This window comes from Comamonas faecalis, from assembly GCF_039538025.1.
Classification (GTDB): domain Bacteria; phylum Pseudomonadota; class Gammaproteobacteria; order Burkholderiales; family Burkholderiaceae_C; genus Comamonas_C; species Comamonas_C faecalis.
Genome location: NZ_BAABBP010000004.1, coordinates 27,752 through 53,940, shown reverse-complemented (window position 1 = coordinate 53,940; position 26,189 = coordinate 27,752). Strand labels below are relative to the sequence as shown.

Genomic DNA, 26,189 nt, shown 5'->3' with positions numbered 1-26,189 from the left:
CATGGCCGTCCCCGAGCCACCGCGCGCGCTCACCGGCATTGCCCTGAGCATTGCCGCCTGCGCCTGCTTTGCCATCCTTGACGCTTCGACCAAATACGTCGCCGCCGCGCTGCCGCTGTTCATGGCGCTGTGGCTGCGCTACCTGTTCCAGTCACTGCTGACCACGGCCTACGTGCGCCGCAGCCTGGGCACCTGGCTGCCGCGCACCGCCCACCTGCGCTACCAGTGGCTGCGCGCCGTGCTGTTTGCCGCCACCAGCCTGTTCGGCTACTTCAGCCTGCGCTTCATGCCGCTGGCCGAGTTCACCGCGATCGTCGCCGCCATTCCGCTGTGCGTCACGCTGGCCGCGGCGCTGTGGCTGCGCCACCCGGTCAGCCGCGCGCGCTGGACACTGGTGCTCACGGGCCTGGCCAGCGTGCTCATCATCCTGCGCCCGGGCAGCGGCATGTTCGGCTGGGCGCTGCTGCTGCCGCTGGCCATGCTGGCCATGGGCACCGGCTACCAGGTGCTCAGCAGCCTGATGGCGCGCCGCGAAGACCCGGCGACGACGCAGTTCTACACCGGCTGGCTCGGCACGCTGCTGATGTCTCTCGGCGCGCCGCTGGTGTGGACCGCCGTGCCCAGCGTGTGGCTGTGGCTGGGCACCTTCGTGATGGGGCTGTCCAGCGCCTGCGGCCACTTTCTGCTGCTGCGCGCCTACAGCCATGCGCAGCCGGCAACCATCACGCCATTTCTGTACAGCCAGATCGGCTTTGCCGTGATCGCGGGCTGGCTTTTCTACGGCCAGGTGCCCGACGGCTGGTCGCGCGTGGGCATGCTGCTGATCGCGCTCAGCGGCGCCGCCAGCGCGTGGCTGACGGTGCGCGAGTCGCGCTAGTGCCAGGGCCGTGCGAAATCGTCGGCATGCAGCGCAAGACGCGGGCCGCAGCACCGCAATGCGTGGCGAGGACAAGTGCAAACCGGTATTTGGTGGGCGTTGACGCGACACGAGGAGCCATCAGCCACGGCCTTCCTGCGCCTGCCGGAACGCCCGCGCCTGGCCAAAGTGCCCGCAGCCGATGAAGGGCCGCGGCGGGCGCAGCGCCGACAGCGGCGAGGGATGGTTGGCGCACAGCACCAGGTGGCCGCGGTCGACAGGGATGAGCGCGCGCTTGGCCTGCGCATGGCTGCCCCAGAGCATGAAGACCACGGGCCGCTCGCCCTCGGCCACGTGGCGAATGACGGCGTCGGTCAGCCGCTCCCAGCCCTTGCCCGCGTGGCTGGCGGGGCGACCCTCCTCCACGGTCAGGCAGGTGTTGAGCAGCAGCACGCCGTGCTGCGCCCAGCGCACCAGCGAGCCGCCTGGCTGAGGAAAGACGGGCGGCGCCACGCCCAGGTCGCGCTGCAGCTCCTTGAAGATGTTGCGCAGCGATGGCGGCAGCGCGACGCCGGGCGCGACGGAGAAGGCCAGCCCCTCGGCCTGGCCCAGGCCGTGGTAGGGATCCTGCCCCAGGATGACGACACGCACCGCCTCGGGCGCGGTCAGCTCCAGCGCGCGCAGCGGTCGGGGGGGAAAGATGCGCGCACCGGCGGCGAGCCGCGCCTGCAGGAAGTCCAGCAACTGCCGGCCGGGCGCAGCAGTAAAAAAGTCGTGCACCAGCGATTGCCAGCCGGGCGCGACCGGCCAGTCCAAAGGGTTCGCGCTTTGCAGTTGTGTAGGTGGGTCGAAGACGGTCATGGCGCCATTGTGGCGGGCGCGCCGCCGTCGTCGATGCGGTTGCGCCCGCCGCGCTTGGCGCGGTACAGCCGCTCGTCGGCCAGCGCCAGCAAGGCAGCGGGGTGGGTGTCGACGTCGGGCACCTGGCTGGCCACGCCGGCGCTGAGCGTGACCACGGGCGCCACCGGCGATCCCGCGTGCGCCAGCGCCCGCGCGCGCACCGCCTCCAGTAGCGCCTGGGCCTTGGCATTGGCGCCGGCCAGGTCGCACTCGGGCAGCAGGCAGACGAACTCTTCGCCGCCGTAGCGCGCCACCAGGTCGTAGGGGCGCGACAGCCCCTGCTGCAGCACCTCGGCCACGGCCTTCAGGCATTCGTCGCCCTGCGGGTGGCCGTACAGGTCGTTGTAGGCCTTGAAATGGTCGATGTCCATCATGACCACCGCCAGCGCGGTGCCGTTGCGCTGGCAGCGGCTCCACTCGGCCTGCAACTGCTCGTCGAACTGGCGCCGGTTGGCAATGCCGGTCAGTCCGTCGATGTAGGCCAGGCGGTGCAGCAGCTGCGCCTGGGCCTGCTGCTCGGTCTGGTCGACGAAGGTGGCCAGGAAGTGGTCGCCAAAGACGATGCCGCCAATGCGCATGGTGCGCTGCGTGCCGTGGCGGGTCCAGACGCGGTACAGCTGCTCGTCCATCACGCCGCTGCCCGCGCGGGCGCGCTGCTGGATCTCGCTCCACTCGGCCATGACCTGGGCGCGGTAGTCCGGGTCGGGGTAGACCTCCAGCCACCAGCGCTCAAGCGTCAGCAGCTCACCCTCACCGTAGCCAAAGATCTCGGCAAAGCGGCGGTTGCGGAAATACAACAAGCCGGTGTGGTCGGCCATGCACAGCGCCAGCGGCATCAGCTGCATCACATGCTGGAGCATGGCCTGCGTCTGCTGCAGCGCGATGTCGCGGTGCTTGGACTCGGTGATGTCCTGGACGTAGCCCGACCACAGCGTGCCGCCGTTGGCCAGGCGCTCGGGCACCGCGTCGCCGCGCAGCCAGCGCTCACCGCGCATAGGCAGCAGCACGCGAAATTCTGCCCGCCAGACGGTCAGGTCGCGCGCCGACGCCTCCACCGCCGGCCAGCCCTGCGCCAGGTCGTCGGGGTGCAGGCGGGCAAAGACCATGCCCGCGTCGTGGCGCAGCTGGCCGGGCGTGCATTCGTAGATGTCGCGCACGCCCCGGCTGACGTAGGGATAGCGGCTGGAGCCGTCGGGGTCGAGCTGGTACTGGAACAGCAGGCCGGGGACGTTGTCGGCCAGGCGGTCGAGTTTTTCCTGCAGCTGCTGGCGCTCGCTGACGTCGACCTTGACGCCCACCATGCGCAGCGGCCGGCCCTGGGCGTCGCGCTCGGTGATGCGCCCACGGTCGAGCACCCACAGCCAGCTGCCATCGTTGCGCCGCAGGCGGTGCATGCATTCGTACTGGTCGGTGCTGCCTTGCAGGTGGCGCTCCCACTGCTGGCGCACGCGCGGCAGGTCGTCGGGGTGCACGCGCTGCAGCCATTCGTCCAGCCGGTCGCCAATGGCCTGCGCGGTGCTGCCCATCATCTGCGCCCAGATGGGCGAGTAGTAGACATGGCCGCTGCGGCAGTCGTAGTCCCACACGCCCTGGTTGGTCGCCTGCAGCGCGCCCTCCCAGCGCACGCGCAGCATCTGCTCGGTCTGCAGCAGGCCGCGGCGGCGCCGCTGCAAGGCGGCCAGCGCGGCCGCGCTGGCCAGCCCCAGCCCCAGCCAGGCCAACGCCGCCAGCCACAGCTGCCGGCGCCAGGGGGCAAACACGGCGCGCAGCTCGCGCGCGGCGGCAACGTAGAAGGGCTTGTCCATGGCCAGCGCCTCGGGCTGCACCGTGCGCTGCGCCATCAGGTAGGTCTTGCCACCGGGGTCGAGGATGGTGCCCTGCAGCACGGTCTCGCGCTGGCCGCTTGCACGGTGACGGCTCCACAGCGTTCCCGGCTGCGCCAGGCTGACGCCGGCCGCGGCCGGGCCGTCGCCGCTGGCCAGCGCAAAGCGCACGCCGTCGCCGTGCGCAACGGCGGTGACCATGTCGGGGGCGTAGCGCACCGACTGCAGCAGCGTCTGGAACTGCTCGGGCTCCAACGCCGCCGACACCGTGCCGTCCCACTGCCCTTGCGCATCGAAGACGCCGCGCGCCAGCACCACGATCCAGCCGCCGAGCACCGACTCGACCGGCGCGCCCACGACCAGGGTGCCCGCCGCGGCGCTGCGCGCGGCCTTGAACTGCGGCCGGTCGCTGACGTCGGTGCCCAGCAGCGCCGCCTCGCTGGAGGCGATCACCCGTCCGTGGGCATCCTCGCGGTGGATGGAGCGCACGCTGGGCATGGCCTGGACGAAGGACAGCAGGCGCCCGTCCAGCCACTGCGGCAGGTCTTCACGTAGTTGCCAGCGCGGCAGGTCGCCCACAATGGTTTGCAATACATGGTCGATGGCCACCAGCTGGCGCGCCAGGTTGGCGTCGACGGTGCGCACCTGGTGCACCAGGCGCTCGCGCTCGCGCTCCTCGGTTTGCTGATATTCATGCCACAGGCCCAGCGCCAGCAAGGCCGCACAGACCAGCCAGGCAGCCAGCCACCACCACCATTCGCGGCGGGTGCGCTGGGCAGCGGGGACGGACAGGGGTGGCACGCGCGGACTCCTTCGAACCACGGGTCACACTACCGCACTCCGGGCACGGCAGCGCACCGTGGAACGAGCATTATCGGGCTGCGCCATGCAGGCGCCACTCTATCGAGCCCTGGCAGCCGGCGGCGTCAGCCGAACAGTTGCGCCAGCGCAAGCCCCGGATCGGGCGCGCGCATGAAGGCCTCGCCGACCAGAAATGCATGCACGCCGGCCGCGCGCAGCCGCGCCACGTCCGCCTGCGTGGCAATGCCCGATTCGGTCACCAGCAGGCGGTCGGGCGGCACCTCCTTGTGCAGCGCCAGCGTCGTCTCCAGCCGCACCTCGAAGCTGCGCAAGTCGCGGTTGTTCACGCCCACCAGCGGCGTCTTCAGCCGCAGCGCGCGCTCCATCTCGCGCGCGTCGTGCACCTCGACCAGCACCGCCATGTCCAGGCCATGGGCAATCTGCTCGAAGTCGCGCATCTGCGCGTCATCCAGGCAGGCGGCGATCAGCAGCACGCAGTCCGCTCCAAAAGCGCGCGACTCGTAGATCTGGTACGGATCGACCATGAAATCCTTGCGCAGCACCGGCAGCGTGCAGCTGGCGCGCGCCTGCTTCAGGTAGTCGGGCCGGCCCTGGAAGTACTGGCGGTCGGTCAGCACCGACAGGCAGGCGGCGCTCACCTTGCCATCGCCCTCGGCGTAGCTTTGCGCGATGTCGGCGGGGATGAAGTCCTCGCGGATCACGCCCTTGCTCGGGCTGGCCTTTTTCACCTCGGCAATCACCGCGGCCTGGCCGGCGGCGATCCTGGCGCGCAGCGCGCCTTCGAAGTCGCGCGTCAGCACGCGGCTCTCGGCGTCGGCGCGCATTGCCGCCAGCGGCATGCGTTTTTGCGCGGCGGCCACTTCCTCGGCCTTGGTGGCGCAAATTTTCTGCAGGATGTCGGTCATGGCATTCATTCCCTGGGTTCTTGGTTCGGTGGCGGCGCGCGCAGCACCTTGCGGATGACGAAGGACATGGCCACGCCGACGACGATGAACAGCAGCGACACGCCAAGCACGATCCAGGTACCTGCGTCGCGCCAGATGGGGGCGTCGAGCAGGCTCATGCGGCTTGTTGCGCCAGTCGCTGGGTGCAGGCGGCAAACGCTTCCAGGCGCGCCAGCGCGGCGCCGCTGTCCAGCGCCTGCTGCGCTCGCGCCAGGCCGTTGGCAATGCTGTCGGCCACGCCGGCGGCGTACAGCGCGGCGCCGGCGTTCAGGCAGACGATGTCGCGCGCCGGGCCCTGGCTGCCTTGCAGCACGTCCAGCACCATGGCCTTGGACTCTTCGGGCGTCTCCACGCGCAGCGCACGCGTGCCGGCCATGCGCAGGCCGAAGTCCTCGGGGTGGATCTCGTACTCGCGCACCACGCCGTCCTTCAGCTCGCCCACGCGCGTGCCCGCGCCCAGGCTGATCTCGTCGAGGCCGTCGCGGCCGTAGACGACCAGCGCATGCTCGGCGCCCAGGCGCTGCAGCGCGCGCACCTGGATGCCGACCAGGTCCTCGTGGAACACGCCCATCAGGATGTTGGGTGCGCCGGCCGGGTTGGTCAGCGGCCCCAGGATGTTGAAGATGGTGCGCACGCCCAGCTCGCGGCGCACCGGCGCCACGTTCTTCATCGCCGGGTGGTGGTTGGGCGCAAACATGAAGCCGATGCCGACCTCGGCAATGCAAGCGGCGATCTGCGCCGGCGCGAGGTTGATGTGCGCGCCCAGCGCCTCCATCGCGTCGGCGCTGCCGGACTTGCTCGACACGCCGCGCCCGCCATGCTTGCTGACCTTGCCGCCGGCCGCCGCGATGACGAAGGTGGCGCAGGTCGAGATGTTGAAGGTATTGGCACCGTCGCCGCCGGTGCCGACGATGTCCACCAGATGGCGCGTGTCGGCCACCTGCACCTTGGTGGAGAACTCGCGCATCACCTGCGCCGCGGCAGTGATCTCGCCGATCGTCTCCTTCTTGACCCGCAGCCCGGTGATCAGCGCCGCGGTCATCACCGGCGACAGCTCGCCGCTCATGATCATGCGCATCAGGTGCAGCATCTCGTCATGAAAGATCTCGCGGTGCTCGATGGTGCGCTGCAGCGCTTCTTGCGCGGTGATGGGGTTCATGGTTGTCTCTTGCTGTGGCCGTACGGCGCGGTGCAATGCCTGCGCCCACACTTCACGCCTGTTCCAGAAAATTTTTGAGCATCGCGTGGCCATGCTCGGTCAGGATGCTCTCGGGGTGGAACTGCACGCCCTCGACGGCCAGCGTCTTGTGGCGCACGCCCTGGATCTCGCCGTCCTCGCTGGTGGCGGTCACCACCAGGCAGTCGGGCAGCGTGGCGCGCTCGATGACCAGCGAGTGGTAGCGGTTGACCGTGAACTGGCGCGGCAGGCCGGCGAACACGCCTTTCTCGTCGGTGGTGATGACGCTGGTCTTGCCGTGCATCTGCTGGCCCGCGCGCACGATGCGCCCACCAAACGCCGCACCGACGGCCTGGTGGCCCAGGCACACGCCCAGCACCGGCAGCTTGCCGGCGAAATGCCCGATGGCGGCGACCGAGATGCCCGCCTCGGCCGGCGAACACGGCCCGGGCGAGATGACGATGCGCTGCACGCCCTCGCGCTCGACCAGCGCCACCACGTCTTCGAGCGGCTGCTCGTCGTTGCGTACCACCAGCACCTCGCAGCCCAGTTCGCCCAGATACTGCACGATGTTGTAGGTAAAGCTGTCGTAGTTGTCGACCATCAGGACTTTCATGCGTGCTCCTTTTTGGGCGCCAGTCCCGCGGCGCGCAGGCGCGCCAGTTCGTCGTGCTCGTAGGCGATGCTGCACTCCATCAGCGCGCGGTAGATGCGCTCGATCAACGCCGGGTCGCCCCCTTGCGCCAGCGCCTTGGCGCGCACGCGCTGCACGATGGTCTCGATGCGTGCCTCGTCGCGCACCAGGCTCTCGTCGTTCTTCACGCGCGCGGCCTGGGTCATGTAGCCGCTGCGCTCGACCAGCAGCGGCACCAGCAGATCGTCCAGCGCATTCACGCCGGCGCGCACCTCGGCCATGGTGTTGCAGTGCGGCACTTTGTCGATGGCGCGGGTCATTCCAGTCCTTCCTCTACCAGTTCGGCGGCGCGCAAAAGTGCGCGCGCCTTGTGTTCGGTCTCCTTCCACTCCAGCTCGGGCACAGAGTCGGCGACGACGCCAGCCGCCGCCTGCACGTAGAGCATGCCGTCCTTGACGATGGCGGTGCGGATCGCGATCGCCACGTCCATGTCGCCGGCGTAGCTCAGATACCCGCAGGCGCCGCCGTACAGGCCGCGCTTGGTCGGCTCCAGCTGGTCAATCAGCTCCATCGCGTGCACCTTGGGCGCGCCGGTCAGCGTGCCGGCCGGGAAGGTCGCCTTGAGCACGTCCATGCTGGTCATTCCCTCGTTCAGAATGCCCTCGACGTTGCTGACGATGTGCATCACATGGCTGTAGCGCTCGACGGCGAAGGCCTCGGTCACCTTCACGCTGCCTGTCTTTGCAATGCGTCCGATGTCGTTGCGCGCCAGGTCGATCAGCATCACGTGTTCGGCACGCTCCTTGGGGTCGCCCACCAGTTCCTGCTCGGCCGCCTTGTCCTTCTCGGGCGTGCTGCCGCGGGCCCGCGTGCCGGCCAGCGGGCGGATCGTCACCTTGGTGCCCTCCTCCACCGCCTCCTGGCGCACCAGGATCTCGGGGCTGGAGCCGACGACCTGGAAGTCTCCGAAGTCGTAGAAATACATATAGGGCGACGGGTTGAGCGAGCGCAGCGCGCGGTACAGCGACAGCGGCGCCTGCGTGTAGCGCTTGTGGATGCGCTGGCCCACCTGCACCTGCATGAAGTCGCCGGCGGCGATCAGCTCCTTGGCACGCTCCACCGCGGCCAGGTAGTCGGCCTTGGCAAAGCTGCGCTCGGCCGGGTGGTTTTCGCTGGCCTTGACCTGCGGCGCGCTGACCGAGTAGCGCAACTGCTCCTTCAGCGCGCGCAGGCGTTTTTTGCCGCGCGCGTAGGCTTCCGGCTGGCCCGGGTCGGCGTAGACGATCAGGTAGAGCTTGCCCGAGAGGTTGTCGATGACCGCCAGCTCCTCGCACTGCAGCAGCAGGATGTCGGGGCAGCCGAGCTGGTCGGGCGGGCAGCTGCCTTCGAGCTTCTTCTCGATGTAGCGCACCGCGTCGTAGCCGAAGTAGCCCGCCAGCCCGCCGCAAAAGCGCGGCAGACCCGGGCGCAGCGCCACCTTGAAGCGCTTCTGGTAGTCGGCAATGAAGTCCAGCGGGTTGCCTGCGTGGGTTTCGACCACCTGGCCGTCGGTGACGACCTCGGTGCGTGCGGCTGAGCCAAAGCCGCTGGCGCGCAGCAGCGTGCTCGCCGGCAGGCCGATGAAGCTGTAGCGCCCGAAGCGCTCGCCGCCGACGACGGATTCGAGCAGAAAGCTGTTGCGCCCGTCGCCCGCGCCGCGGGCGAGCTTGAGGTAGAGCGACAGCGGGGTTTCGAGGTCGGCAAAGGCCTCGGCGATGAGCGGAATGCGGTTGTAGCCTTGGGCCGTCAGGCTCTTGAATTCGAGTTCGGTGATCACAGGGGGGAGTCTCCCAGATCGGACGGCCCGCCAGGGGCCGCCGGGTTCATTCGGGCAAAGTGGCCGGGGCTAAAGCACGAACGGCGTGCGCCAGGGCCGCGGGTGCACGCTGGTGGCGCGTGCGCTCAGGCAGTCACGACAGCAGGCCACCGCCAGGGCCAGGCCCCCCGGTCGCTGCGACCTGTGATGAACGTGCGGTGAATGAACATGGGCGCAAAGTGTAGCAAAGCACCCCCCGAACAAACGCCGACCCAGGCAAAAGAACGTTGAATCACCGGCTTACCCGCCTCCAGGGATTTCAACGACATGGCACACTTGTTGATACATTTATTTGCAACCAATACAAACAAAGGGATTTCCATGCGATTCAACGACATCAAGGTCAGTACCCGCCTGGCCCTGTCCTTTGGTTTGGTACTGCTGATCACGGCAGTCATCGCCGGTATCGGCATCTGGCGCCTGCAAACCCTGGCCGCCGAAACCCAGCAGCTGACCAGCACCGACAACGAACGCCTCAGGGCCGCGGTGCAATGGCGCCAGGGCATTGACCAGAACTGGATACGCACGCGCGCCGCCCTGCTGGACCAGGACACCGACCGCCTGGCCGCCTGGAATGCGGAAATGACCGAAACCTCCAAGGGCGTGGATGTGGCGCGCAAGGTAGTGGAGCGATTGGTAGAGTCCGACGAAGGGCGCCGCATGCTCGCCGACATCGACAAGGCCCGGGAGGCCTATCGCGCGCCGCGCGCCGAAATATTCAAGCGCAAGGCCGCGGGCGAAAACGTCGCGTCCCTGGTGGACAGCCAACTCAAGTCCCTGTCCGATGCCTATATTCAGGCTCTGACGACCTTCGAGGCGCGCCAGCTGATGCTGTACGAGCAGACCCGCGACCTGGCCGTGGCCGAGGCCTCGCGCGGGCGCATGATCCTCATCGCCGCCGCGGTGCTGGCCCTGCTGCTGGGCGCGGGCGCGGCCTTCGTGCTGAGCCGCTCCATCACCGCCCCGCTGCAGTTGGCCGTGCACCACGCCGGCCAGATTGCCGAGGGCGACCTGACCCAGCCCATCGAGGCCCAGGGCCGCGACGAGGCCGCCGCCCTGCTGGGCGCGTTGCACCACATGCAGGCCAGCCTGATCCGCGTGGTGGCGGGCGTGCGCGGCAATGCCGAGAGCGTGGCCACGGCCAGCGCCCAGATCGCACAGGGCAACCACGACCTGTCTGCGCGCACCGAGTCCCAGGCCAGCGCGCTCGAAGAAACCGCCGCGTCGATGGAAGAGCTGGGCGCCACCGTGCGCCAGAACGCCGACAGCGCAGCCCAGGCCAACCAGTTGGCCATGACCGCCAGCACCGTTGCGGTGCAGGGCGGCGAGGTGGTCGCCGAAGTGGTGGACACCATGCGCGGCATCAACGAATCGAGCCACAAGATCGCCGACATCATCGGCGTGATCGACGGCATTGCCTTCCAGACCAACATCCTGGCGCTCAACGCCGCCGTGGAGGCAGCGCGCGCCGGCGAGCAGGGCCGCGGCTTTGCCGTGGTGGCCAGCGAGGTGCGCAGCCTGGCCCAGCGCTCTGCCTCCGCTGCCAAAGAGATCAAGCAGCTCATCACCGACAGCGTGCAGCGCGTGGAGCAGGGTTCGCAGCTGGTCGACAAGGCCGGCAGCACCATGAGCGAGGTGGTGCACTCGATCCGCCGCGTCACCGACATCATGGGCGAGATCAGCTCCGCCAGCCGCGAGCAAAGCAGTGGCGTAGCGCAGGTGGGCGAGGCCATCACCCAGATGGACCAGGCCACGCAGCAAAATGCCGCGCTGGTGGAAGAAAGCTCTGCCGCCTCCAGCAGCCTGAGCCAGCAGGCGGGCGATCTGGTGCAGGCCGTGTCCGTATTCAAGCTCGCGGGACATGCCCATGCTGCGGCGCCGCACCCGTCGCCATCAGCCACCGCCACACCGGCGCCGGCCGTCGCGCCGCGCACCATCCCAAAGCGCGCACCGCAAGCCGCAGCGCCCGCCAAGCCGACGGTGCGCGCGGCGGGCAAGTCCGCATCCGTGCTGTCCGCGCCTGCCAAGGCGGCCCCGGTCGCTGCCACGCCGGCGACGACTGCCGGGGAGGATGACTGGGAAAGCTTCTGACCCGCGGGCTCCAGCTGCGCGATCCGCGCAGGAAGCCCGCGCAAGCGCTACTCGACGAGCGCGCAGGCCCACATCGGCACCAGCTCCTGGAGCGCGTTCACGTAGCCGTCGGCGTCCACCGCGCGCACCGGCTCGCCGTGGTTGTAGCCGTAGGTGACCAGCACCACCGGGCAGCCGGCGGCGCGCGCAGCCTGCGCGTCGTTGCTGGAGTCGCCCACCATCAGCACCTGCGCCGGCGCAAAACCAAGCGCCTCGCAGGTCTTGATGAGCGGTATCGGGTCGGGCTTTTTCTGCTCGAACGCGTCGCCGCCGAACACATGGTCGAAAAACCCCGCCAGCTCCTTGGCGCGCAGCAGCTGGTGGGCAAACACCGTCGGCTTGTTGGTCAGGCAGGCCAGCGGCAGGCCGGCGGCGCGCAGCGCCGTGAGCCCCTGCACCACGCCGGGGTAGACGCTGGCGTAGCGGCCGTTGATCTCTTCATAGTGGTGCTGATACTGGCGCCAGGCCTGGGGGTAGAGCGCGTCGACCAGCGCGGCGGGCGCGTCGTCGGCGTCGCGCACCTGCAACACCTGCGCCAGCACGCTGCGCAGCAGGTGCTGCGAGCCCTTGCCCACCATGCGCGCGACCTGCTGCGCCTCGATGGCGGGCAATTGCAGGTCGTCCAGCATCAGGCCCAGCGCCTGGACGAAGTCGCCCAGGGTGTCCACCAGCGTTCCGTCCAGGTCGATCATCGCGGCCCGAACGGGCGCGCGGGTGCTGCTTTGCACATCCATCTCCATGTCCTCACTCATGGCGCTACATTGGTAGCAGGTTCAACATACCGACGCTCGAAAACCCTGAGGTTCGATCATGCTTGTGTCACGTCTGTCCCTGATTGTGGCCGCTGCGGCGTTCTCATGCTGCGCCGCAGCACAAAACGCCACGCCGGCGCAAATACAGCAGACCTATGCGCGCGACAAGGCCGCTTGCGAGGCACTGGCGGGTGACGCCCGCGCCACCTGCCTGCGCGAGGCCGGCGCCGCCGACCAGGCCGCGCGCGCCGGCCAGCTCACCAGCGCCGACGCCGCCACCTACCAGGCCAATGCGCTGCGCCGCTGCGACGTATTCAAAAGCCGCGACGACCGCGCCGACTGCCTCGACCGCATGGGCGCAGGCGCCCAGGTCGAGGGCTCGGTGCAGGGCGGCGGCCTGCTGCGCGAGTCGGTGCGCACCATCACGACCCAGCCCTGATACACCCTCTCAGGCCAGCGCCGTGCGCATCGTGTCGATCACCATCTTGTAATCGCTCTTGCCAAAGATCGCGCTGCCGGCGACAAAGGTATCGGCACCGGCATCGGCCACGCGGCGGATGTTGTCCGTCTTGATGCCGCCGTCGACCTCCAGGCGTATGTCCCTGCCCGAGGCCTCGATGCGCTTTCTGGCGGCCTCCACCTTGCGCAGCGTGCTGTCGATGAAGCTCTGGCCACCAAAGCCGGGGTTGACGCTCATCAGCAGGATCAGGTCGATCTCGTCGATCACCCAGTCCAGCACGTCCAGCGGCATGGCCGGGTTGAAGACCAGCCCCGGCTTGCAGCCGGCAGCGCGTATCGCCTGGACGCTGCGGTGCACATGGCCGGATGCGTCTGGATGGAAGCTGATGTAGTCCGCCCCGGCCTGGGCAAACGCCTGCGCCAGCGCATCGACCGGCTGCACCATCAGGTGCACGTCGATCGGCACCGCCTGGCCCTCGCGCGTGACCGCGTGGGGCTTGAGCGCCTGGCAGACCATGGGGCCGAAGGTCAGGTTGGGCACGTAGTGGTTGTCCATCACGTCGAAGTGGATCCAGTCGGCGCCGGCGGCGATGACGTCGCGCACCTCCTCGCCCAGGCGGGCAAAGTCGGCCGACAGAATGGAGGGAGCGATGCGGTAGGTGGAGGGGCTCATGGCCGCAATTGTCGCAGCCTGAGAGCACGCTCTTACCCCGCATGCCCGTGGTGCCATTACCATTGCCGCCATGGCAGTTTCCCGTTTCGAAGCGCATGTGCGCCCCCGCTTTCTGGCAGACCAGTCGTCTCCAGCCGACGGCGTCTACGCCTTCGCCTACACGATTCGCATCACCAACACCGGCAACCAGGCGGCGCAGCTGATTGCGCGCCACTGGGTCGTGCGCGACGCGCGCGGGCGCGTGCAAGAGGTGCGCGGCCTGGGCGTGGTCGGCCAGCAGCCGCTGCTGCAGCCGGGCGAGACCTTTGAGTACACCAGCGGCTGCCAGCTGCAGACGGCCAGCGGCAGCATGCAGGGCAGCTATCTGTGCGTCAGCAGCGAAGGCGAGACCTTCGACTGCCCGGTCGCCGCCTTCGTGCTGGACGCGATGGCCCAGGACGACGCCGACGCGCCCCCTCACGACAGGGTGCTCCATTGAGCCGCGCCGCCCCCGAGCTGGGCCCGCTGCTGCAGGCCATCGATCCGGCGGCCGCGCCCGCCCAGCGCCACCTGCAACTGATTGCGCTGCTGGCCTGGGTGCGCGGCGACGCGCGCAGCGTCGAAGCCGCGGTGCAGCGCGCCGGCCAGCTGGTCACCGCGCTGGAGCAGTCGGCGCCGCTGCGCATTCGCATGCAGGCCTGGTGGGCCGCGGTGGTGCAGGGACTGGACATCACGACGCTGCTGGCCGACTTCGGCTTTGCCCAGCGCACATCGATGGCCAGCGAGATGATGGAGCGCCTGCGCACCAAGCTGCTGCCCACCAGCCCCGACACGCAGGACGCCAGCGAACTGTTCATGCTGGCGCTGGGCCACGCGTTCGACGCGCGCTGGCTGGCGGCGCTGGACGCCGATCTGCTCACCCGCCTGCGCCATACGCTGGCGCCCACGCCCGAGCAGGCGCAGGCCAGCGCCAGCCTGTGGCAGCGCGCGCTGCTGGACGCCATCACCTACTGCGCCGGGCAAATCCTGGCGACCGGCTTTGCGCCCGAGCTGCGCCTGCGCATGAGCGACGAGGCGCGCGCCGAGCAGCCCTTTCACGCGCTGGTGCGCGACGCCGAGAGCCTGCGCGTGGAGGTACTGCACCCGCTGCGCACCAGCGACCGGCTGGAGCAGGCGGTGGCGCAGCTGCGCGAGCACCTGGACGCCTGCCGCGCCGCGGTCAACACGGTGTATGCGCACTTCGAGGACAACGGCATCTCGGTCGGCCTGGTGTTTCGCCTGCGCCAGCTGCGCTCGCGCATCCTGCGCGTGCGCGAGCTGCTCGAATGCCTGCTGTCCGAGCGCCCGCTGGCCACCGGCGCGCGGCTGCTGTCGCACCTGGTCGTCATCGGGCTGGACCGACGCAGCCTGCGCGCGCTGCTGGCGACCAACTCGTCGCTGCTGGCGGCCAAGGTGGCCGAGCGCAGCGCCGAAACCGGCGAGCACTACATCACGCGCACGCCGCGCGAATACCTGGAGATGGTGCGCATGGCCGCCGGCGGCGGCGCGGTCATGGGCTTCACCACGCTGATCAAGTTCGGGCTGATGGCGCTGCCGCTGTCCATCTTCTTCGGCGGCCTGGCCGCGGGCATCAACTACGCGATCAGCTTCGTGCTCATCCAGCTGCTGCACTTCACCATCGCCACCAAGCAGCCGGCGATGACCGCGCCGGCCATGGCCGCCGAGCTCAAGGACTTGAGCAGCGACGAGGCGGTGGAGGAGTTCGTCGACAAGGTCACCTACCTGGTGCGCTCGCAGGTGGCCGCGGTGCTGGGCAACGTGCTGCTGGTGTTTCCGGCCGGGCTGGCGCTGGCCTGGCTGTACGGCCAGGCGACGGGCAAGCCAGCCATCGACGCCGGCCACGCGCTCGACACGCTGGCGTCGCTGCACCTGCTCGGGCCATCGCTCTTGTTTGCCGCGTTCACCGGCGTGCTGCTGTTTGCGTCCAGCATCGTCGCCGGCTGGGTGGAGAATTGGTTCGTGCTGCACCGCCTGGACACGGCGATTGCCTACAACCCGCGCGTCACCCGGGCGCTGGGCGCAAGTCGCGCGCAGCGCTGGGGCCACTATCTGCGCGAGAACATCTCCGGCTTCGCCTCCAACACCTCGCTGGGCTTCATGCTCGGGCTGGCGCCGGCCTTTGCCGGCTTTTTCGGCCTGGGGCTGGAGGTGCGCCACGTCACGCTGTCCAGCGGTCAGATGGGCGTGGCCGCCGCATCGCTGGGCCTGCAGGTGCTGCACGAGCCGCTGTTCTGGTGGGCTGCTGCCATGATTCCCTTCAATGGCGCGATCAACGTCATCGTCAGCTTCTATATGGCATTCCGCGTGGCGCTGCGCGCGCACAATGTGGGCAGCGTCGACCGCTCGCGCATCTACCGGGCGCTGCTGCGTCGGCTGTGGCGACATGCGCCGTCGTTCTTCCTGCCCCTGCGCCAGCGCACCCCCGCCGCGAAGGAAACCGCATGAACGCTTGGACTCATTTCTGGCAGCAGTCGGCCACCGTGCCGCAGCTGGTGGCGCTGCAATGGGCGCTGCTGCTGGCCGCCGCCTGCGCGGGCGGCTACCTGCTGCAGCGCGCCAGCGGCCTGCCCAAGGTGGTGGGCTACACGCTGGTGGGCACGCTGGCCGGCCTGGCCGGTTTTGGCGCGCCGCTGTGGCCGCTGCACGGCATGGCCGCCTTCGTGATCGAGCTGGGCGTGGCGCTGGTACTGTTCGAATGCGCCGGACGCATTCCGCTGCGCTGGTTTCGCCACAACCCCATGGTGCTCGCGCAAAGCCTGGCCGAATCGCTGCTCTCTTTTGCCGCCGTCTACCTGACGATGCGCTGGCTGGCGCTGCCCGCCCAGGTCGCCAGCGCGCTGGCGCTGGTGGCCGTGGCGGCCTCGCCCACCGTACTCACCCGCGTGGTGGCCGACACGCGCGCCTCCGGCCCGGTGACCGAGCGCACCATCGTGTTGTCGACGCTGTCGGCGCTGTACGCGCTGGCCCTGGGCAGCGCGCAGGCGGGCATGGCACTGCACAGCAGCGCCGGCTGGCTGGCCGGCCTGGGCGCGGTGCTCATGGTGCTGGGCGCGTCGGTTGTCGTGGGTGCGGCGCTGGCACTGCTGCTGCGCGCGGCGCTGCGCTTCATGAGCCCGACCAGCGAGAGCACCGCGCTGCTGCTGCTTCTGCTGCTCACGGCGGCCACCGCGCTGGCGCCGGCGCTGGGCGGCTCTGCGCCGCTGGCGGCGCTGCTGGGCGGCATGCTGCTCAAGCAGATCCACCCGCGGCCCTGGGCCTGGCCGCGCCAGATGGGCACGGCCGCGTCGCTGGTCACGCTGCTGATGTTCGTGCTGGTGGCCACCGTCGCCGCGCAGGTCGACTGGAGCGCGCTGGTGGCGGGCGCCGTGCTGGCGCTGCTGGTGGCGCGCCTGGCCGGCAAGGCGCTGGGCGTGGGCCTGGCCAATGTCGGCAGCGGCGCCAGCTGGCGCCAGGCGCTGTGGACCGCCGGAGCGCTGGCGCCGATGTCGGCCGTCGCGCTGCTGGTGACCGCGCAGCGCTACGCCGGCGCCACACCGGCGCACGGCGCGCAGATCGCCGCTGTCGCGCTGCCGGCCATCTTGCTGATGGAGGTGCTGGGCGCCATCGCCGCCGCCGTCGCCATCTACAAGGTGGGCGAAAGCGCCAAGCCCTGGGCCGCGCCGGCGCCCACCGACGGCGCCAACGTGCCGGGAGAACAGCCATGAGCCTGGGGGCCTTTCAACACTCCGAGGCGCTGAGCCTGGGCGTGGAGCTGGAGCTGCAGCTGGTCAACACGCACGACTACGACCTGGCGCCGTACGCCGCCGACATGCTGCGGCTGATGCAGAAAATCGACCTGCCGGGCACCGTCGTGCCCGAGATGACCAACAGCATGATCGAGGTCTCCACCGGCGTATGCCAGTCGGCGAGCCAGGTGCTCACCGAGCTCGCACGCATCCGCGACGCGCTGGTGCAATGCGGCGACAAGCTCAACATCGCGGTGGCCGGCGGCGGCACCCACCCCTTCCAGCAGTGGCACGAGCGGCGCATCTACGACAAGCCGCGCTTCCAGGAGCTGTCCACGCTATACGGCTACCTGTCCAAGCAGTTCACCATCTTCGGCCAGCACGTGCACATCGGCTGCCCCAGCGCCGACGCCGCGCTCTTGATGCTGCACCGCATGAGCCGCTTCATCCCGCACTGCATCGCGCTGTCGGCATCGAGCCCCTTCGTGCAGGCGCACGACACGCAGTTCGACTCGGCGCGGCTCAATTCGGTGTTCGCCTTCCCGCTGTCCGGGCGCGCGCCCTGCGTGCTGACCTGGGACGAATTCAGGCAGTACTTCGAGAAGATGACGCGCACCGGCGTGGTCAAAAGCATGAAGGACTTCTACTGGGACATCCGCCCCAAGCCCGAGTTCGGCACCATAGAAATCCGCGTCTTCGACACGCCGCTGTCGATCGAGCGCGCCGCGCAGCTGGCCGCCTTCGTGCAGTCGCTGGCCGCCTGGTTCCTGGCCGAGCAGCCGTTTGCGCCGCAGGAGGACGACTACCTCGTCTACACCTACAACCGATTCCAGGCCTGCCGCTTCGGGCTGGATGCGGTCTACGTCGACCCGGCCAGCGGCGAGCACCTGCCGCTGCGCGACCACCTGCTGCAGACCTTCGAGCGCATTGCGCCCCACGCCGAGCCGCTGGGCGCGCTGCCCATGCTGCAGCAGCTCAAGGGCGACGTGCAGGCCGGGCGCAACGACGCGCGCTGGCTGCGCGACGTGATGGGCCGCGAGCAGCTGCTGGCCGAAGTCACGCGCCAGGCGGCGCAGCGCTTTCGCGCGCCCCAGGCCCAGGCTTAAATCCAGATTAATGGGCGAGTTCGACCTCATCGCGCGCTACTTCACGCGCCCTGCGCGCCGCGTGGCGCTGGGCGTGGGCGACGACTGCGCGCTGCTGGCGCCGGCGCCCGGCATGCAGCTGGCCGTCTCCAGCGACATGCTGATCGAGGGCCGGCACTTCTTTGCCGACGTCGACCCCGAGGCGCTGGGCCACAAGGCGCTGGCCGTCAACCTGTCGGATCTGGCCGCCTGCGGCGCGCGGCCGCTGGCCTTCACGCTGGCGCTGGCGCTGCCTGCCGCCGACGAGCGCTGGCTGCAGGGCTTTGCCGGCGGCCTGCTGGCGCTGGCCGACGCGCACCAATGTGAGCTGATCGGCGGCGACACCACGGCCGGGCCGCTCACCATCTGCATCACCATTTTTGGCGAGGTTCCCGCGGGCGACACGCTGCGCAGAAGCGGCGCGCAGCCGGGCGACGACCTGTGGGTCAGCGGCGCGCCCGGCCAGGCACGGCTGGCGCTGGGTGCGCTGCGCGGCGAATGGCAGCTGCCCGCTGGCGTGCTGGCGCAACTGCGCCCGCGCCTGGAGCGCCCGACGCCGCGCGTCGCGCTAGGCCTGCAACTGCGCGGCCTGGCCAGCAGCGCGCTGGACGTGAGCGACGGCCTGCTCGGTGACCTGGGCCACATCCTGCGCGCTTCGGGCGTGGGCGCATGCGTCGATGTCGACGCCGCCAGCGCACCGCTGCGCGTCAGCACCGCGCCCTGGAGTACACAAATGTCCGCGCTGACCCAAGACGATTGGCTGCACTGCGCGCTGGCCGGCGGCGACGACTACGAGCTGCTCTTTACCGCGCCGCCGGCACGCCGCGCCCAGGTGCAGGCGGCCGCCCAGCGCAGCGCCACCGCCGTCACGCGCATCGGCGCCATCACCGCCGAGCGCGGCCTGCGGCTGGTCGACGGCCAGGGGGCGCCGGTGGCCGGCCGCTTCGCTTCGTTCGACCACTTCGCGCCGGCGCGCTGAAAACGCCCAAAGTTACCGATCCACCAGCATCGCCCGCTGCGGGTCATAGCGCATACGCGTAATCGAGCCGTCGCGAATGCACGCCACCGCCTGGTCTATGGCCTGCAGCGGCACCAAAAACCACTCGCACGGCTTGACCGGGTGGCCAAAGCGGTCGGCAATCGCCAGGTCGAGCTGCGCCGGGGCAAAAATGCGGTGCAGCAAGGCTTCCAGCCCGGTGCGGCGTATGCCGGCCAGCTTGTAGGTGGCCACAACCTCCACGTCGGCCAGCAGATAGGTGGCGTCGTGCGCGGCGCCGGCAATGCGCGCCGCCACCTTGCCGCCAGTCACGCCAATCTTGTGGATCAGCGCGCGGTGCTCGGCCACGTAGGGGTTGGACGACAGGCTGCGCAGCACGTAAATGGTGCCGCTCTCGCTGTCGCCCTCATCGATCGCATCGGCAAACAGCGGGCCGGCGTCGGGGTCGGTGATGCGCCGTCCGGCGTCGTCCTTGTACAGCGCGCGCTGCAACGAGCGGCGCAGCAGATTGCTTTCGGTGGCGTTGGAATACACCACGCGCAGGCGCGCATCGTTTTCGCCGTTGGGCGCCTTGAGGGTCTCGCCCACCTCGGCGACGTACACCGTCTGCCCGCCCAGAATGAAGAACTGGCCGGCTTCGATGCTCGCGTCGCGGACAAACGGCCGGGTCTGGCGCACGCCGCTTTTCAATTCCTGCTGCACCTGCTCGAACAAAGGCGCAAAGCGCTCGAAGTCGGCGCAGGGTTCGCGCTCGGCCACCTCCTCGGCCGCCTGCACGCTGGCGTGGCTGCGCACGTGGCGCAAGGTGGTGATCTCCTGCGTGGCATCGGCCATGCCGGCCAGATCGGCCAGCAAGGCGTCGTCATCGGGGTCGTCGGGAGCAGCGCCGTCCGCCGCCTGCACGTATGGATCGCCCTGTAACAAGCCCTGGTGGTCCAGCGGCGCCAGCAGCGCGCGGCAGTCGTCCTGCGCGCGCAGGCGCTCCAGGCGCACGGCGTACAGGCGCTCGAAAATGTCGCCATCGGCCCCATGCCGCGGCGCGCGGCCGTGCTGGGCCACAAAGCGCTGAATGTCCTCGAAGCCCGCCACGATGCGTTCCTCGCGCGCGGTGCGCCCGGTCTTCTTGTCGGGCGCGGCAAAGTCGGCCAGCTCGTCGGCCAGCGCGTCCAGATCCATGTCACTGCTCATAGCGCCCCTCTTTCTTGAAGCGCATGAAGGCGGCCGCGCCCTCGGCCATGCGCTGCTCCCAGGCGTCGCTCGATGCGCTGGCGGGCAGGCGCCCGCGCTCGCGCTTGAACTGCGCGGCCCGCACGGCCAGCGCCCGCGCCTCGTCGGGCGTGAGCTGGGTGCGCCGTGCGCCAATGACGGCCGCCACCTGGCGCAGGCTGTCCTCGCTCATGCTCTTGGCCAAAATGGCGTAGGCCTCGCTGAAGGGGTTGATGCGGTCGATCAAGTCCACGTCCAGCTCGCGCACGTCCATGGCAAAGCGGCGCACGCCGTCGATCAGCGCCGTGCTGCCCGCCGCCCCCACCGCGTCCGCCGTGCCGCCCGCCAGCAACAACTGCTTGGCCTGCTGCGTCAGATTCAGCGCCGCCACGGCGTGCTGGCGCACCGCCTCCTGATCTTCGGCGCTCAGTTCGGGGTATTTATCGCGCACGATCTTGCCCATGCGCAGCTGCGTCAGCTCCTCGGGCACCAGCTCGGTGTCAAACAGCCCGCGCTCCACACTGGTCTTGTCCTGCACGAAGCTGGCAATCACCTCGTTCAAGTCTTCGCGGCAAATGCGGCTGGCCTCGGGGCTGGCGGGCGTGACCAGACCCTTGATCTCGATCTGCATCTGCCCCGTCTCAACGTTGAAGCCCACGTTGCACTGGCCCGGTTGATACCCGCCCTCGCCATAGTCCAGGCTCGGCTGCGGCCCGCTGTCCGCACACTTGGGCCGAAACTCGAAGCGCGGCGCCAGCACCTGCTCCATCAGCAGGCTGGCGGCAATGGCCTTGAGCGTGTCGTTCACCGCCTCGGTCACCAGCTGCGCGCTGGCGTCGGGCTCGGCAATCAGGTTGGTGAAGCGCGCCCGCGCCTTGCCCGGCGCATCGCGCGTGGCGCGGCCGATGATCTGCACGATCTCGGTCAGGCTGGAGCGGTAGCCCACCGTCAGCGCGTGCTCGCACCAAATCCAGTCGAAGCCCTCCTTGGCCATGCCCAGGGCGATGATGATGTCCACGTGGTCGCGGTCGTTCTTGCGCGCCGGGTCTTTCAGTGCGGCGGCCACCTTCTCGCGCCTGGCCGGGTCGTCGTCCACCAGGTCGGCAATGCGCAGCACGCGGCCATCAAGCGTCTTGACCAGCTGAAAACCCGTCGCCGGGTCGCTGCCCTGCCACTGGCCCAGTGCCTCGATGAGATGCTCGACCTCGCGGATCTTGTCCTTGCTGCTCTCGCGCGAGTTGACGCTGGGAATGTGGACGATGGTCTTCTCGCCAGGGTCGAGCACCTTCAGGATGTCGTCGGCATACGAGCCCGAGTAAAAGTAGTAGCCGATGTCCAGCCGCTTCAGATGCGCGTAGCCGCTGAGCTGCTCGTAATAGGTGTAGGTCACGGTGTCAAAACGCGCCTCGTCGGCGGGCGAGAGCACGGCCTCGGCGTCGCCGCGAAAGTACGAACCCGTCATGGCGACGATGTGCGCCCGGTCGCGCTCGATGATCTCGCCCAACTGCGCGCCCAGGCGGTTGTCGGGGTTGCTGGAGACGTGGTGAAACTCATCGACCGCAATCAGCCGCTCATCGAACGCCGCCGCGCCAAAGCGCTCCACGGCAAAGCGAAACGTGGCGTGGGTGCACACCAGCACCCGGTCGTCGCCGGCCAAAAACGCGCCCACGGCGCCCACCTTGCCGCCGTCGTCGGTGCCTGGCGCATCGCACAGGTTCCAGCGCGGCTCAACGCGCCAATCGGCCCAGAAGCCAAATTGGCTCAACGGCGCGTAGTGAAAACTGGCGCCAATGGCTTTCTCGGGCACGACGATCAGCGCCTGCTTCAAGCCCTGGCGGTGCAGCTTGTCGAGCGCGATGAACATCAGCGCCCGGCTTTTGCCCGAGGCCGGCGGCGACTTGATCAGCAGGTACTGCTCGCCCCGCTTTTCAAAAGCGCGCTCCTGCATGGGGCGCATGCCCAGCTCGTTGGCCTGGGCAGAGCGGCCGGTGCGGGCGTAGGTGACGGAAACAGAAGGGACGGCATCGGCGCGGCCTGGATGGAGAGAGGATGGCTCAGTCATGGGACAGTTTTGTGAACCTCATGTTCGATTTCGGGGCCGAATCAAACATGAGGGACAGGGTCATGGTGAAGAAACGCGACTTTCTTGACACAAGGTTCATGGGCTCCCACGCTCATCACCATCGTCGTGCATCAGTTCACGCTCGATCTGCTCGATGCTGGGCAGGCTGGTTTGCAGCTCTGCCGGCAGGGATTCAACCAGCTGGTATTCGGCCACACCCAACGGCTGCCGGTTCTGGCGCAGGGCGTACTCGGCCACCACCTTGTTCTTGGTTTTGCACAGCAGCAGGCCAATGGTCGGATTGTCCTGCGGGTGGCGCACCTGCTCATCCACAGCCGTCAGGTAAAAGCTCAATTGGCCCAGATGCTCAGGCTTGAACTTGCCACCCTTGAGTTCAATCACCACATAGCAGCGCAGTTTCAAGTGATAGAACAGCAGGTCGATGAAAAATTCATCCCCGCCCACATCCAGCAACACCTGCCGGCCCACAAAGGCAAAGCCCGCGCCCAACTCCAGCAGGAAGTCGGTGACGTGCTTGACCAGCGCGCCTTCCACCGCGCGCTCCTGCGCTGCATCGCTCAGACCGAGAAAGTCCAGGCGATACGGGTCTTTCAGCGATTCACGTGCCAGGTCGGACTGTGGCCTGGGCAAAGTCAGCGCGAAGTTGGTATCAGCCTTGCCGCTGCGCTCCAGCAAACGGGTTTCAATCTGCATCACCAACACATTGCGCGACCAGTTGTGCTCGATCGCCTTGGCCGCATACCATTTCCGGATTTCTGGGCCGGGCAGCTTGTCCAGCAAAACCAGGTTGTGGCCCCAGGGCAATTTGTGCAACACCTGCTGCACAAATTGCAGATCGGGCCAGCCCAGGGCGAAAGCACGCATGTACTTCAGGTTGCGGACCGAAAACCCCTGCATCTCGGGAAATGCCGAGCGCAAGTCCTGTGACAAACAGGTCGACCACTCTTGCACCCCAGCCCTGCCGGTCTTGCCGCTCCAAAATGGCGTAGCCGATTCTCCAATACAGCATGACCAGCTCAAGATTGAGCGCTTGGGCCGCGCGCTGCTGGGCGTCATGGATTTGCGTTTTCAGTTCAGCCAGCCAGCCCGCGTAGCCGTCGGGCGCGGGGGTCAGTTTGACGGGCTTGTCACTCATGCCACGCTCCCTTTTTTTGCGTCGGTTTGCCGGGCATCCGGCCCACACCCGCCGCCATCTCGGTATACAGCGCAAACAGTTTTTCCAGCCGCTCGGTGTCGTTCTTGAAGCGCCGGCCGATGTAAATGCGCTCCAGCACCTCGTCATTGCGCTCGTGCGCGGCGCGCAGGTTGGCGGGCATGGCGCCTGGTGCGTACAGCTCGGCAATGGTGGCCGGAAAGTGCTCCTCGCGCGCCAGCAGAATGCCCTCGGCGCAGGCCGTCAGGTCGGCCTTGTTTTTTTCGGTGAGCGGGGGCAGGGGGAAGGTGTTCCAGCCCAGGGTGTTGGAGTAGCGAAAGTCGGTTTTCAGCTTGCCGCAAACGGTGGCGATCCAGACCAAGTGCAGGCGCGAGGCGATGAGGGCGAGGTTCCAGAGGGGGGCGTCGAACAAGCCATACACCGCATTCGAAACGATATCGCCCGGCGGAAGCAATCCGACGGGCAAGTACGCGCGCAACTCGCTTGAATGAATCGGCACAATGAGTACAGCCTCCGCTCCGGTTTGCCGTACCTCACCGAAACGGTAGGGCACATGCGCGAGTTCCTTGGTTGTCGGTCGAGATGACGCCATGCGCTGCAGGTAAACCGCATCAAAACGTTTGGCCAACCAGTCGCTTTTCCGTGCGGCGGCGCTACTGCTCTGTGACACCCAAATACAGCGGCGTTCTTTGCCCTGGATAAATTCTTCCGATCCCACGAACCGCCGGATGTATTGACCGTCCACGCCATGCTTTTGGATGGCATCGTTCGCTTCTTGTGCGGTAAGCAAGAGACCGCCACCATCATTCGGCATGCTTCCGAAGTTCATGGAATTAAGTCCGCTCATGGGTTCTGATTGCGCCTCGACTACGACGTCTGCGCCTGCGACCAGATAGGCGTTGATGTGTTCACACTGGCGTTCGGTTGTTTGGCCATCTTCATCCAGCGTAAACAAGCGGCACGGGCTGCGCAGTTGAGTGCTGATGCCAATGATGGCCACCGTCACCCCGGCGTTGTGCGCCGCCAGGTTGGCCCATTTGAAGCTGGTGTGGGCAAAGTCGATCTGGCAGCCGGTGGAGAAGACGGCCGACCACAGTGGTGCGACCTGGCGGCCTTGGCAGACGGAGTTGGTCGAGACAAAAGCCGCAACGGCGGGCGTTCTGTTGCAGTAGTCGGCGGCCTTCATGAACCAGCCTGCCACATAGTCGAGTGACTTCCACCCCTTGGTGTAGCTCTCAAAAATAGCTTGCAGGTCAGCCTTCTGTTCACCTGTTTGCCCTTGACTTCCCTTGTACGGCGGATTACCGCAAATAAACGTCTCGCCGCCCTCGTTCTCGAAGTCGATCTGCGCCTGGTCAAGCGGCGTTGCAAACAAGTCGTCGGCCGTCAGCCTGACGCCGCTGCCCGTCGGCGGGCAAATGCCCAGCCAGTCCAGGCGCAGCGCGTTGCCGCAGGTGATCCAGTTCTGGCTGGACAGGGGCAGAAAGACCATCAGCGCCTCTTGCTGGCCCAGGTAGCGCTCGTCGCACTGGTATTGCGCAATCACCAGCGCCAGGCGGGCGATCTCGGCGGAAAAGTCGGCCAGCTCGATGCCGCGGAAATTGGTCAGCGGAATGCTGCTCTTGCGCCCGGCCTCGCCGCGCCGTTCATGGATGGCGTGCTCGATCTCGCGCAGCTGCTTGTAGGCAATGACCAGGAAGTTGCCCGAACCGCAGGCCGGGTCGAACACGCGGATGCGGGCGATGCGCTTCTTCAGATTGAGCAGGGTGCGCGGGTTGTCGCCCGCCTCGTCCAGCTTGGCGCGCAGCTCGTCCAAAAACAGCGGGTTCAGCACCTTCAGGATGTTGGGCACGCTGGTGTAGTGCATGCCCAGCTGCCCGCGCTCGCCGTCGTCGGCAATGGCCTGCACCATGGAGCCAAAGATGTCGGGGTTGATGCGCGTCCAGTCCAGGCTGCCGATGTGCAGCAGGTAGGAGCGGGCGATGCGCGAAAAGCGCGGCACGGCCAGGGAACCGGAGAACAGCCCACCGTTGACGTAGGGAAAGGCGTCGGCCCAGGGGCGCAGGCCGCTGCGGGTGCGCTCTTGCAGCGGCGTGTTCATGGCGCAAAAGATGTCGCCCAGCACCTGGTGCGTGTCGCTGGCGTCGCGCGCGCTCATTTGCTCGATGGTGCCGGTAAAGCGCCGCTGGCCGTGAAAAATGCCGGTGTCTTCGGCAAAAAAGCAGAAGATGAGCCGCGCCATGAAATGGTTCATGGCGTGGCGTTGCGCGGCGTGGCCCCAGTCGGGGTTGTCCTTGAGCAGCTCGACGTACAGCCGGTTGAGCCGGCTGGTGGCGCGGATGTCGAAGCTGCTTTCGCGGATTTGCGGCGCGGTGCTGATGCCGGCCAGCGGCAGGAAGAAGCCGAAGTGGTTGGGCAGGTCGGTGAAGGCGCAGGCGATGGTCTCGCCGCCGGCCAGTTCCTCGGCTTCCAGCGTGTCGCCGTCGGTGGCCAGGATGAATTTGGCTTTGGCCCGGGTGGTGGCGGGGCTGGCGCGCAGGGCGGCAAGGGTGGCCGTGACCTGGTCTGGGGCGGCGGTGGCGATGTGGATGTTGTTGCGCTGCAAGACGCCTGCGGGCAGATCCGAGGCGTTGGTGCCGCCCTTGCGCAGACGCTTGAGCGTGGTTTCCTTGTTGCCGAAGGCGGCCAGAAAGGCGTAGGCGAACTCGGCCGGGTCAAAGGGCTGCTCGGCCAGCAGGGAGACGGCCTGTTCAATTTCTACGGGGTTCATGGGCGAGAGGGACGGGAGGGGCGAGAGGCATTGCGGCGCCCATTATTGCGGCCGGCAACCGTGCAAT

Annotated in this window: 21 protein-coding genes and 1 pseudogene; 8 read left to right on the top strand and 14 right to left on the bottom strand. The window is 68.2% G+C overall.

The annotated features are described in order from the left end of the window. The first annotated feature begins 1 nt into the window (after position 1). Positions 2-877 (top strand): DMT family transporter, encoded by an 876-nt coding sequence (locus ABD767_RS03455; protein WP_344868223.1) that lies wholly within the window; start codon positions 2-4, stop codon positions 875-877. A gap of 120 nt (positions 878-997) precedes the next feature. Here the strand turns inward: ABD767_RS03455 and ABD767_RS03450 are convergent, their stop codons facing one another. The 8 genes from ABD767_RS03450 to trpE form a co-directional block, all read right to left on the bottom strand. Beyond that, positions 998-1,717 (bottom strand): uracil-DNA glycosylase, encoded by a 720-nt coding sequence (locus ABD767_RS03450; RefSeq protein ID WP_103044545.1) that lies wholly within the window; start codon positions 1,715-1,717, stop codon positions 998-1,000. Continuing rightward, positions 1,714-4,380 carry a diguanylate cyclase domain-containing protein gene (locus ABD767_RS03445; protein WP_103044544.1) on the bottom strand — a complete coding sequence of 889 codons (2,667 nt, stop codon included), beginning with the start codon at positions 4,378-4,380 and terminating at the stop codon, positions 1,714-1,716. Before ABD767_RS03445 ends, ABD767_RS03450 begins: the two co-directional genes overlap by 4 nt. Before the next feature lie 125 nt (positions 4,381-4,505). Then, positions 4,506-5,306, bottom strand: a complete 801-nt coding sequence (gene trpC / locus ABD767_RS03440) for an indole-3-glycerol phosphate synthase TrpC (RefSeq protein WP_103044543.1) — start codon at positions 5,304-5,306, stop codon at positions 4,506-4,508. Between the two features lie 5 nt (positions 5,307-5,311). Continuing rightward, a complete protein-coding gene (locus tag ABD767_RS03435) occupies positions 5,312-5,464 on the bottom strand; it encodes a hypothetical protein (RefSeq protein WP_344868217.1) in 153 nt (50 codons plus the stop codon). Next, a complete protein-coding gene (gene trpD, locus ABD767_RS03430; protein ID WP_103044542.1) occupies positions 5,461-6,504 on the bottom strand; it encodes an anthranilate phosphoribosyltransferase in 1,044 nt (347 codons plus the stop codon). Before trpD ends, ABD767_RS03435 begins: the two co-directional genes overlap by 4 nt. 52 nt (positions 6,505-6,556) lie before the next feature. Further along, on the bottom strand, positions 6,557-7,138 hold the full coding sequence (locus ABD767_RS03425) for a glutamine amidotransferase-related protein (protein ID WP_103044541.1): 582 nt from the start codon (positions 7,136-7,138) through the stop codon (positions 6,557-6,559). Next, positions 7,135-7,476, bottom strand: a complete 342-nt coding sequence (locus tag ABD767_RS03420; RefSeq protein WP_103044540.1) for a chorismate mutase — start codon at positions 7,474-7,476, stop codon at positions 7,135-7,137. The genes ABD767_RS03425 and ABD767_RS03420 overlap by 4 nt, the downstream gene beginning before the upstream one ends. Beyond that, a complete protein-coding gene (trpE, locus tag ABD767_RS03415; RefSeq protein WP_103044539.1) occupies positions 7,473-8,972 on the bottom strand; it encodes an anthranilate synthase component I in 1,500 nt (499 codons plus the stop codon). The genes ABD767_RS03420 and trpE overlap by 4 nt, the downstream gene beginning before the upstream one ends. 360 nt (positions 8,973-9,332) lie before the next feature. On the opposite strand from trpE, the gene ABD767_RS03410 reads away from it, so the two are divergent. Then, positions 9,333-11,102, top strand: coding sequence for a methyl-accepting chemotaxis protein (locus tag ABD767_RS03410; RefSeq protein ID WP_103044538.1), 1,770 nt, complete (start codon positions 9,333-9,335; stop codon positions 11,100-11,102). A gap of 47 nt (positions 11,103-11,149) precedes the next feature. Here ABD767_RS03410 and gph read toward each other — a convergent pair whose 3' ends face one another. Further along, a complete protein-coding gene (gene gph / locus ABD767_RS03405) occupies positions 11,150-11,893 on the bottom strand; it encodes a phosphoglycolate phosphatase (protein WP_344868210.1) in 744 nt (247 codons plus the stop codon). Between the two features lie 58 nt (positions 11,894-11,951). Between gph and ABD767_RS03400 the strand changes: the two genes are divergently transcribed. Beyond that, a complete protein-coding gene (locus ABD767_RS03400; protein ID WP_344868208.1) occupies positions 11,952-12,332 on the top strand; it encodes a hypothetical protein in 381 nt (126 codons plus the stop codon). A 9-nt stretch (positions 12,333-12,341) separates the two neighbouring features. Here ABD767_RS03400 and rpe read toward each other — a convergent pair whose 3' ends face one another. After that, positions 12,342-13,025: a ribulose-phosphate 3-epimerase gene (gene rpe, locus ABD767_RS03395; protein ID WP_344868206.1), complete on the bottom strand. Its 684-nt coding sequence runs from the start codon at positions 13,023-13,025 to the stop codon at positions 12,342-12,344. Between the two features lie 70 nt (positions 13,026-13,095). On the opposite strand from rpe, the gene apaG reads away from it, so the two are divergent. The 5 genes from apaG to thiL are packed head-to-tail and all read left to right on the top strand — an operon-like array spanning position 13,096 to position 18,892. Next, the gene (gene apaG / locus ABD767_RS03390) at positions 13,096-13,503 is read left to right on the top strand and encodes a Co2+/Mg2+ efflux protein ApaG (protein WP_103044535.1); all 408 of its coding nucleotides are present in this window, start codon (positions 13,096-13,098) and stop codon (positions 13,501-13,503) included. Next, positions 13,500-15,509, top strand: coding sequence for a site-specific recombinase (locus tag ABD767_RS03385; protein WP_344868203.1), 2,010 nt, complete (start codon positions 13,500-13,502; stop codon positions 15,507-15,509). The genes apaG and ABD767_RS03385 overlap by 4 nt, the downstream gene beginning before the upstream one ends. Continuing rightward, positions 15,506-16,768 carry a cation:proton antiporter domain-containing protein gene (locus ABD767_RS03380; protein ID WP_344868201.1) on the top strand — a complete coding sequence of 421 codons (1,263 nt, stop codon included), beginning with the start codon at positions 15,506-15,508 and terminating at the stop codon, positions 16,766-16,768. The genes ABD767_RS03385 and ABD767_RS03380 overlap by 4 nt, the downstream gene beginning before the upstream one ends. Beyond that, positions 16,765-17,895: a YbdK family carboxylate-amine ligase gene (locus ABD767_RS03375; protein ID WP_344868198.1), complete on the top strand. Its 1,131-nt coding sequence runs from the start codon at positions 16,765-16,767 to the stop codon at positions 17,893-17,895. Before ABD767_RS03380 ends, ABD767_RS03375 begins: the two co-directional genes overlap by 4 nt. 10 nt (positions 17,896-17,905) lie before the next feature. Continuing rightward, positions 17,906-18,892, top strand: coding sequence for a thiamine-phosphate kinase (thiL, locus tag ABD767_RS03370; protein ID WP_103044531.1), 987 nt, complete (start codon positions 17,906-17,908; stop codon positions 18,890-18,892). A 12-nt stretch (positions 18,893-18,904) separates the two neighbouring features. Here the strand turns inward: thiL and ABD767_RS03365 are convergent, their stop codons facing one another. The 4 genes and pseudogenes from ABD767_RS03365 to ABD767_RS03350 all read right to left on the bottom strand — a co-directional run bounded on the left by ABD767_RS03365 (position 18,905) and on the right by ABD767_RS03350 (position 26,122). Further along, complete coding sequence (locus ABD767_RS03365) at positions 18,905-20,098, bottom strand: GIY-YIG nuclease family protein (RefSeq protein ID WP_103044530.1); 1,194 nt, start codon at positions 20,096-20,098, stop codon at positions 18,905-18,907. Continuing rightward, positions 20,088-22,178, bottom strand: coding sequence for a DEAD/DEAH box helicase (locus ABD767_RS03360; RefSeq protein WP_103044529.1), 2,091 nt, complete (start codon positions 22,176-22,178; stop codon positions 20,088-20,090). The genes ABD767_RS03365 and ABD767_RS03360 overlap by 11 nt, the downstream gene beginning before the upstream one ends. A 96-nt stretch (positions 22,179-22,274) precedes the next feature. Next, positions 22,275-23,334: pseudogene (locus ABD767_RS03355) on the bottom strand (PDDEXK nuclease domain-containing protein). Beyond that, complete coding sequence (locus ABD767_RS03350; protein WP_103044528.1) at positions 23,327-26,122, bottom strand: DNA methyltransferase; 2,796 nt, start codon at positions 26,120-26,122, stop codon at positions 23,327-23,329. The pseudogene ABD767_RS03355 and the gene ABD767_RS03350 overlap by 8 nt, the downstream one beginning before the upstream one ends. Between the last annotated feature and the right edge of the window lie 67 nt (positions 26,123-26,189).

Coding starts and splice junctions, on each gene's coding strand:
- ABD767_RS03455 (WP_344868223.1), top strand. CDS start 2: ATGGCCGTCCCCGAGCCACCGCGCGCGCTCACCGGCATTGCCCTGAGC.
- ABD767_RS03450 (WP_103044545.1), bottom strand. CDS start 1,717: ATGACCGTCTTCGACCCACCTACACAACTGCAAAGCGCGAACCCTTTG.
- trpC (WP_103044543.1), bottom strand. CDS start 5,306: ATGACCGACATCCTGCAGAAAATTTGCGCCACCAAGGCCGAGGAAGTG.
- ABD767_RS03435 (WP_344868217.1), bottom strand. CDS start 5,464: ATGAGCCTGCTCGACGCCCCCATCTGGCGCGACGCAGGTACCTGGATC.
- trpD (WP_103044542.1), bottom strand. CDS start 6,504: ATGAACCCCATCACCGCGCAAGAAGCGCTGCAGCGCACCATCGAGCAC.
- ABD767_RS03425 (WP_103044541.1), bottom strand. CDS start 7,138: ATGAAAGTCCTGATGGTCGACAACTACGACAGCTTTACCTACAACATC.
- ABD767_RS03420 (WP_103044540.1), bottom strand. CDS start 7,476: ATGACCCGCGCCATCGACAAAGTGCCGCACTGCAACACCATGGCCGAG.
- ABD767_RS03410 (WP_103044538.1), top strand. CDS start 9,333: ATGCGATTCAACGACATCAAGGTCAGTACCCGCCTGGCCCTGTCCTTT.
- gph (WP_344868210.1), bottom strand. CDS start 11,893: ATGAGTGAGGACATGGAGATGGATGTGCAAAGCAGCACCCGCGCGCCC.
- ABD767_RS03400 (WP_344868208.1), top strand. CDS start 11,952: ATGCTTGTGTCACGTCTGTCCCTGATTGTGGCCGCTGCGGCGTTCTCA.
- rpe (WP_344868206.1), bottom strand. CDS start 13,025: ATGAGCCCCTCCACCTACCGCATCGCTCCCTCCATTCTGTCGGCCGAC.
- apaG (WP_103044535.1), top strand. CDS start 13,096: ATGGCAGTTTCCCGTTTCGAAGCGCATGTGCGCCCCCGCTTTCTGGCA.
- ABD767_RS03380 (WP_344868201.1), top strand. CDS start 15,506: ATGAACGCTTGGACTCATTTCTGGCAGCAGTCGGCCACCGTGCCGCAG.
- ABD767_RS03375 (WP_344868198.1), top strand. CDS start 16,765: ATGAGCCTGGGGGCCTTTCAACACTCCGAGGCGCTGAGCCTGGGCGTG.
- thiL (WP_103044531.1), top strand. CDS start 17,906: ATGGGCGAGTTCGACCTCATCGCGCGCTACTTCACGCGCCCTGCGCGC.
- ABD767_RS03365 (WP_103044530.1), bottom strand. CDS start 20,098: ATGAGCAGTGACATGGATCTGGACGCGCTGGCCGACGAGCTGGCCGAC.
- ABD767_RS03360 (WP_103044529.1), bottom strand. CDS start 22,178: ATGACTGAGCCATCCTCTCTCCATCCAGGCCGCGCCGATGCCGTCCCT.
- ABD767_RS03350 (WP_103044528.1), bottom strand. CDS start 26,122: ATGAACCCCGTAGAAATTGAACAGGCCGTCTCCCTGCTGGCCGAGCAG.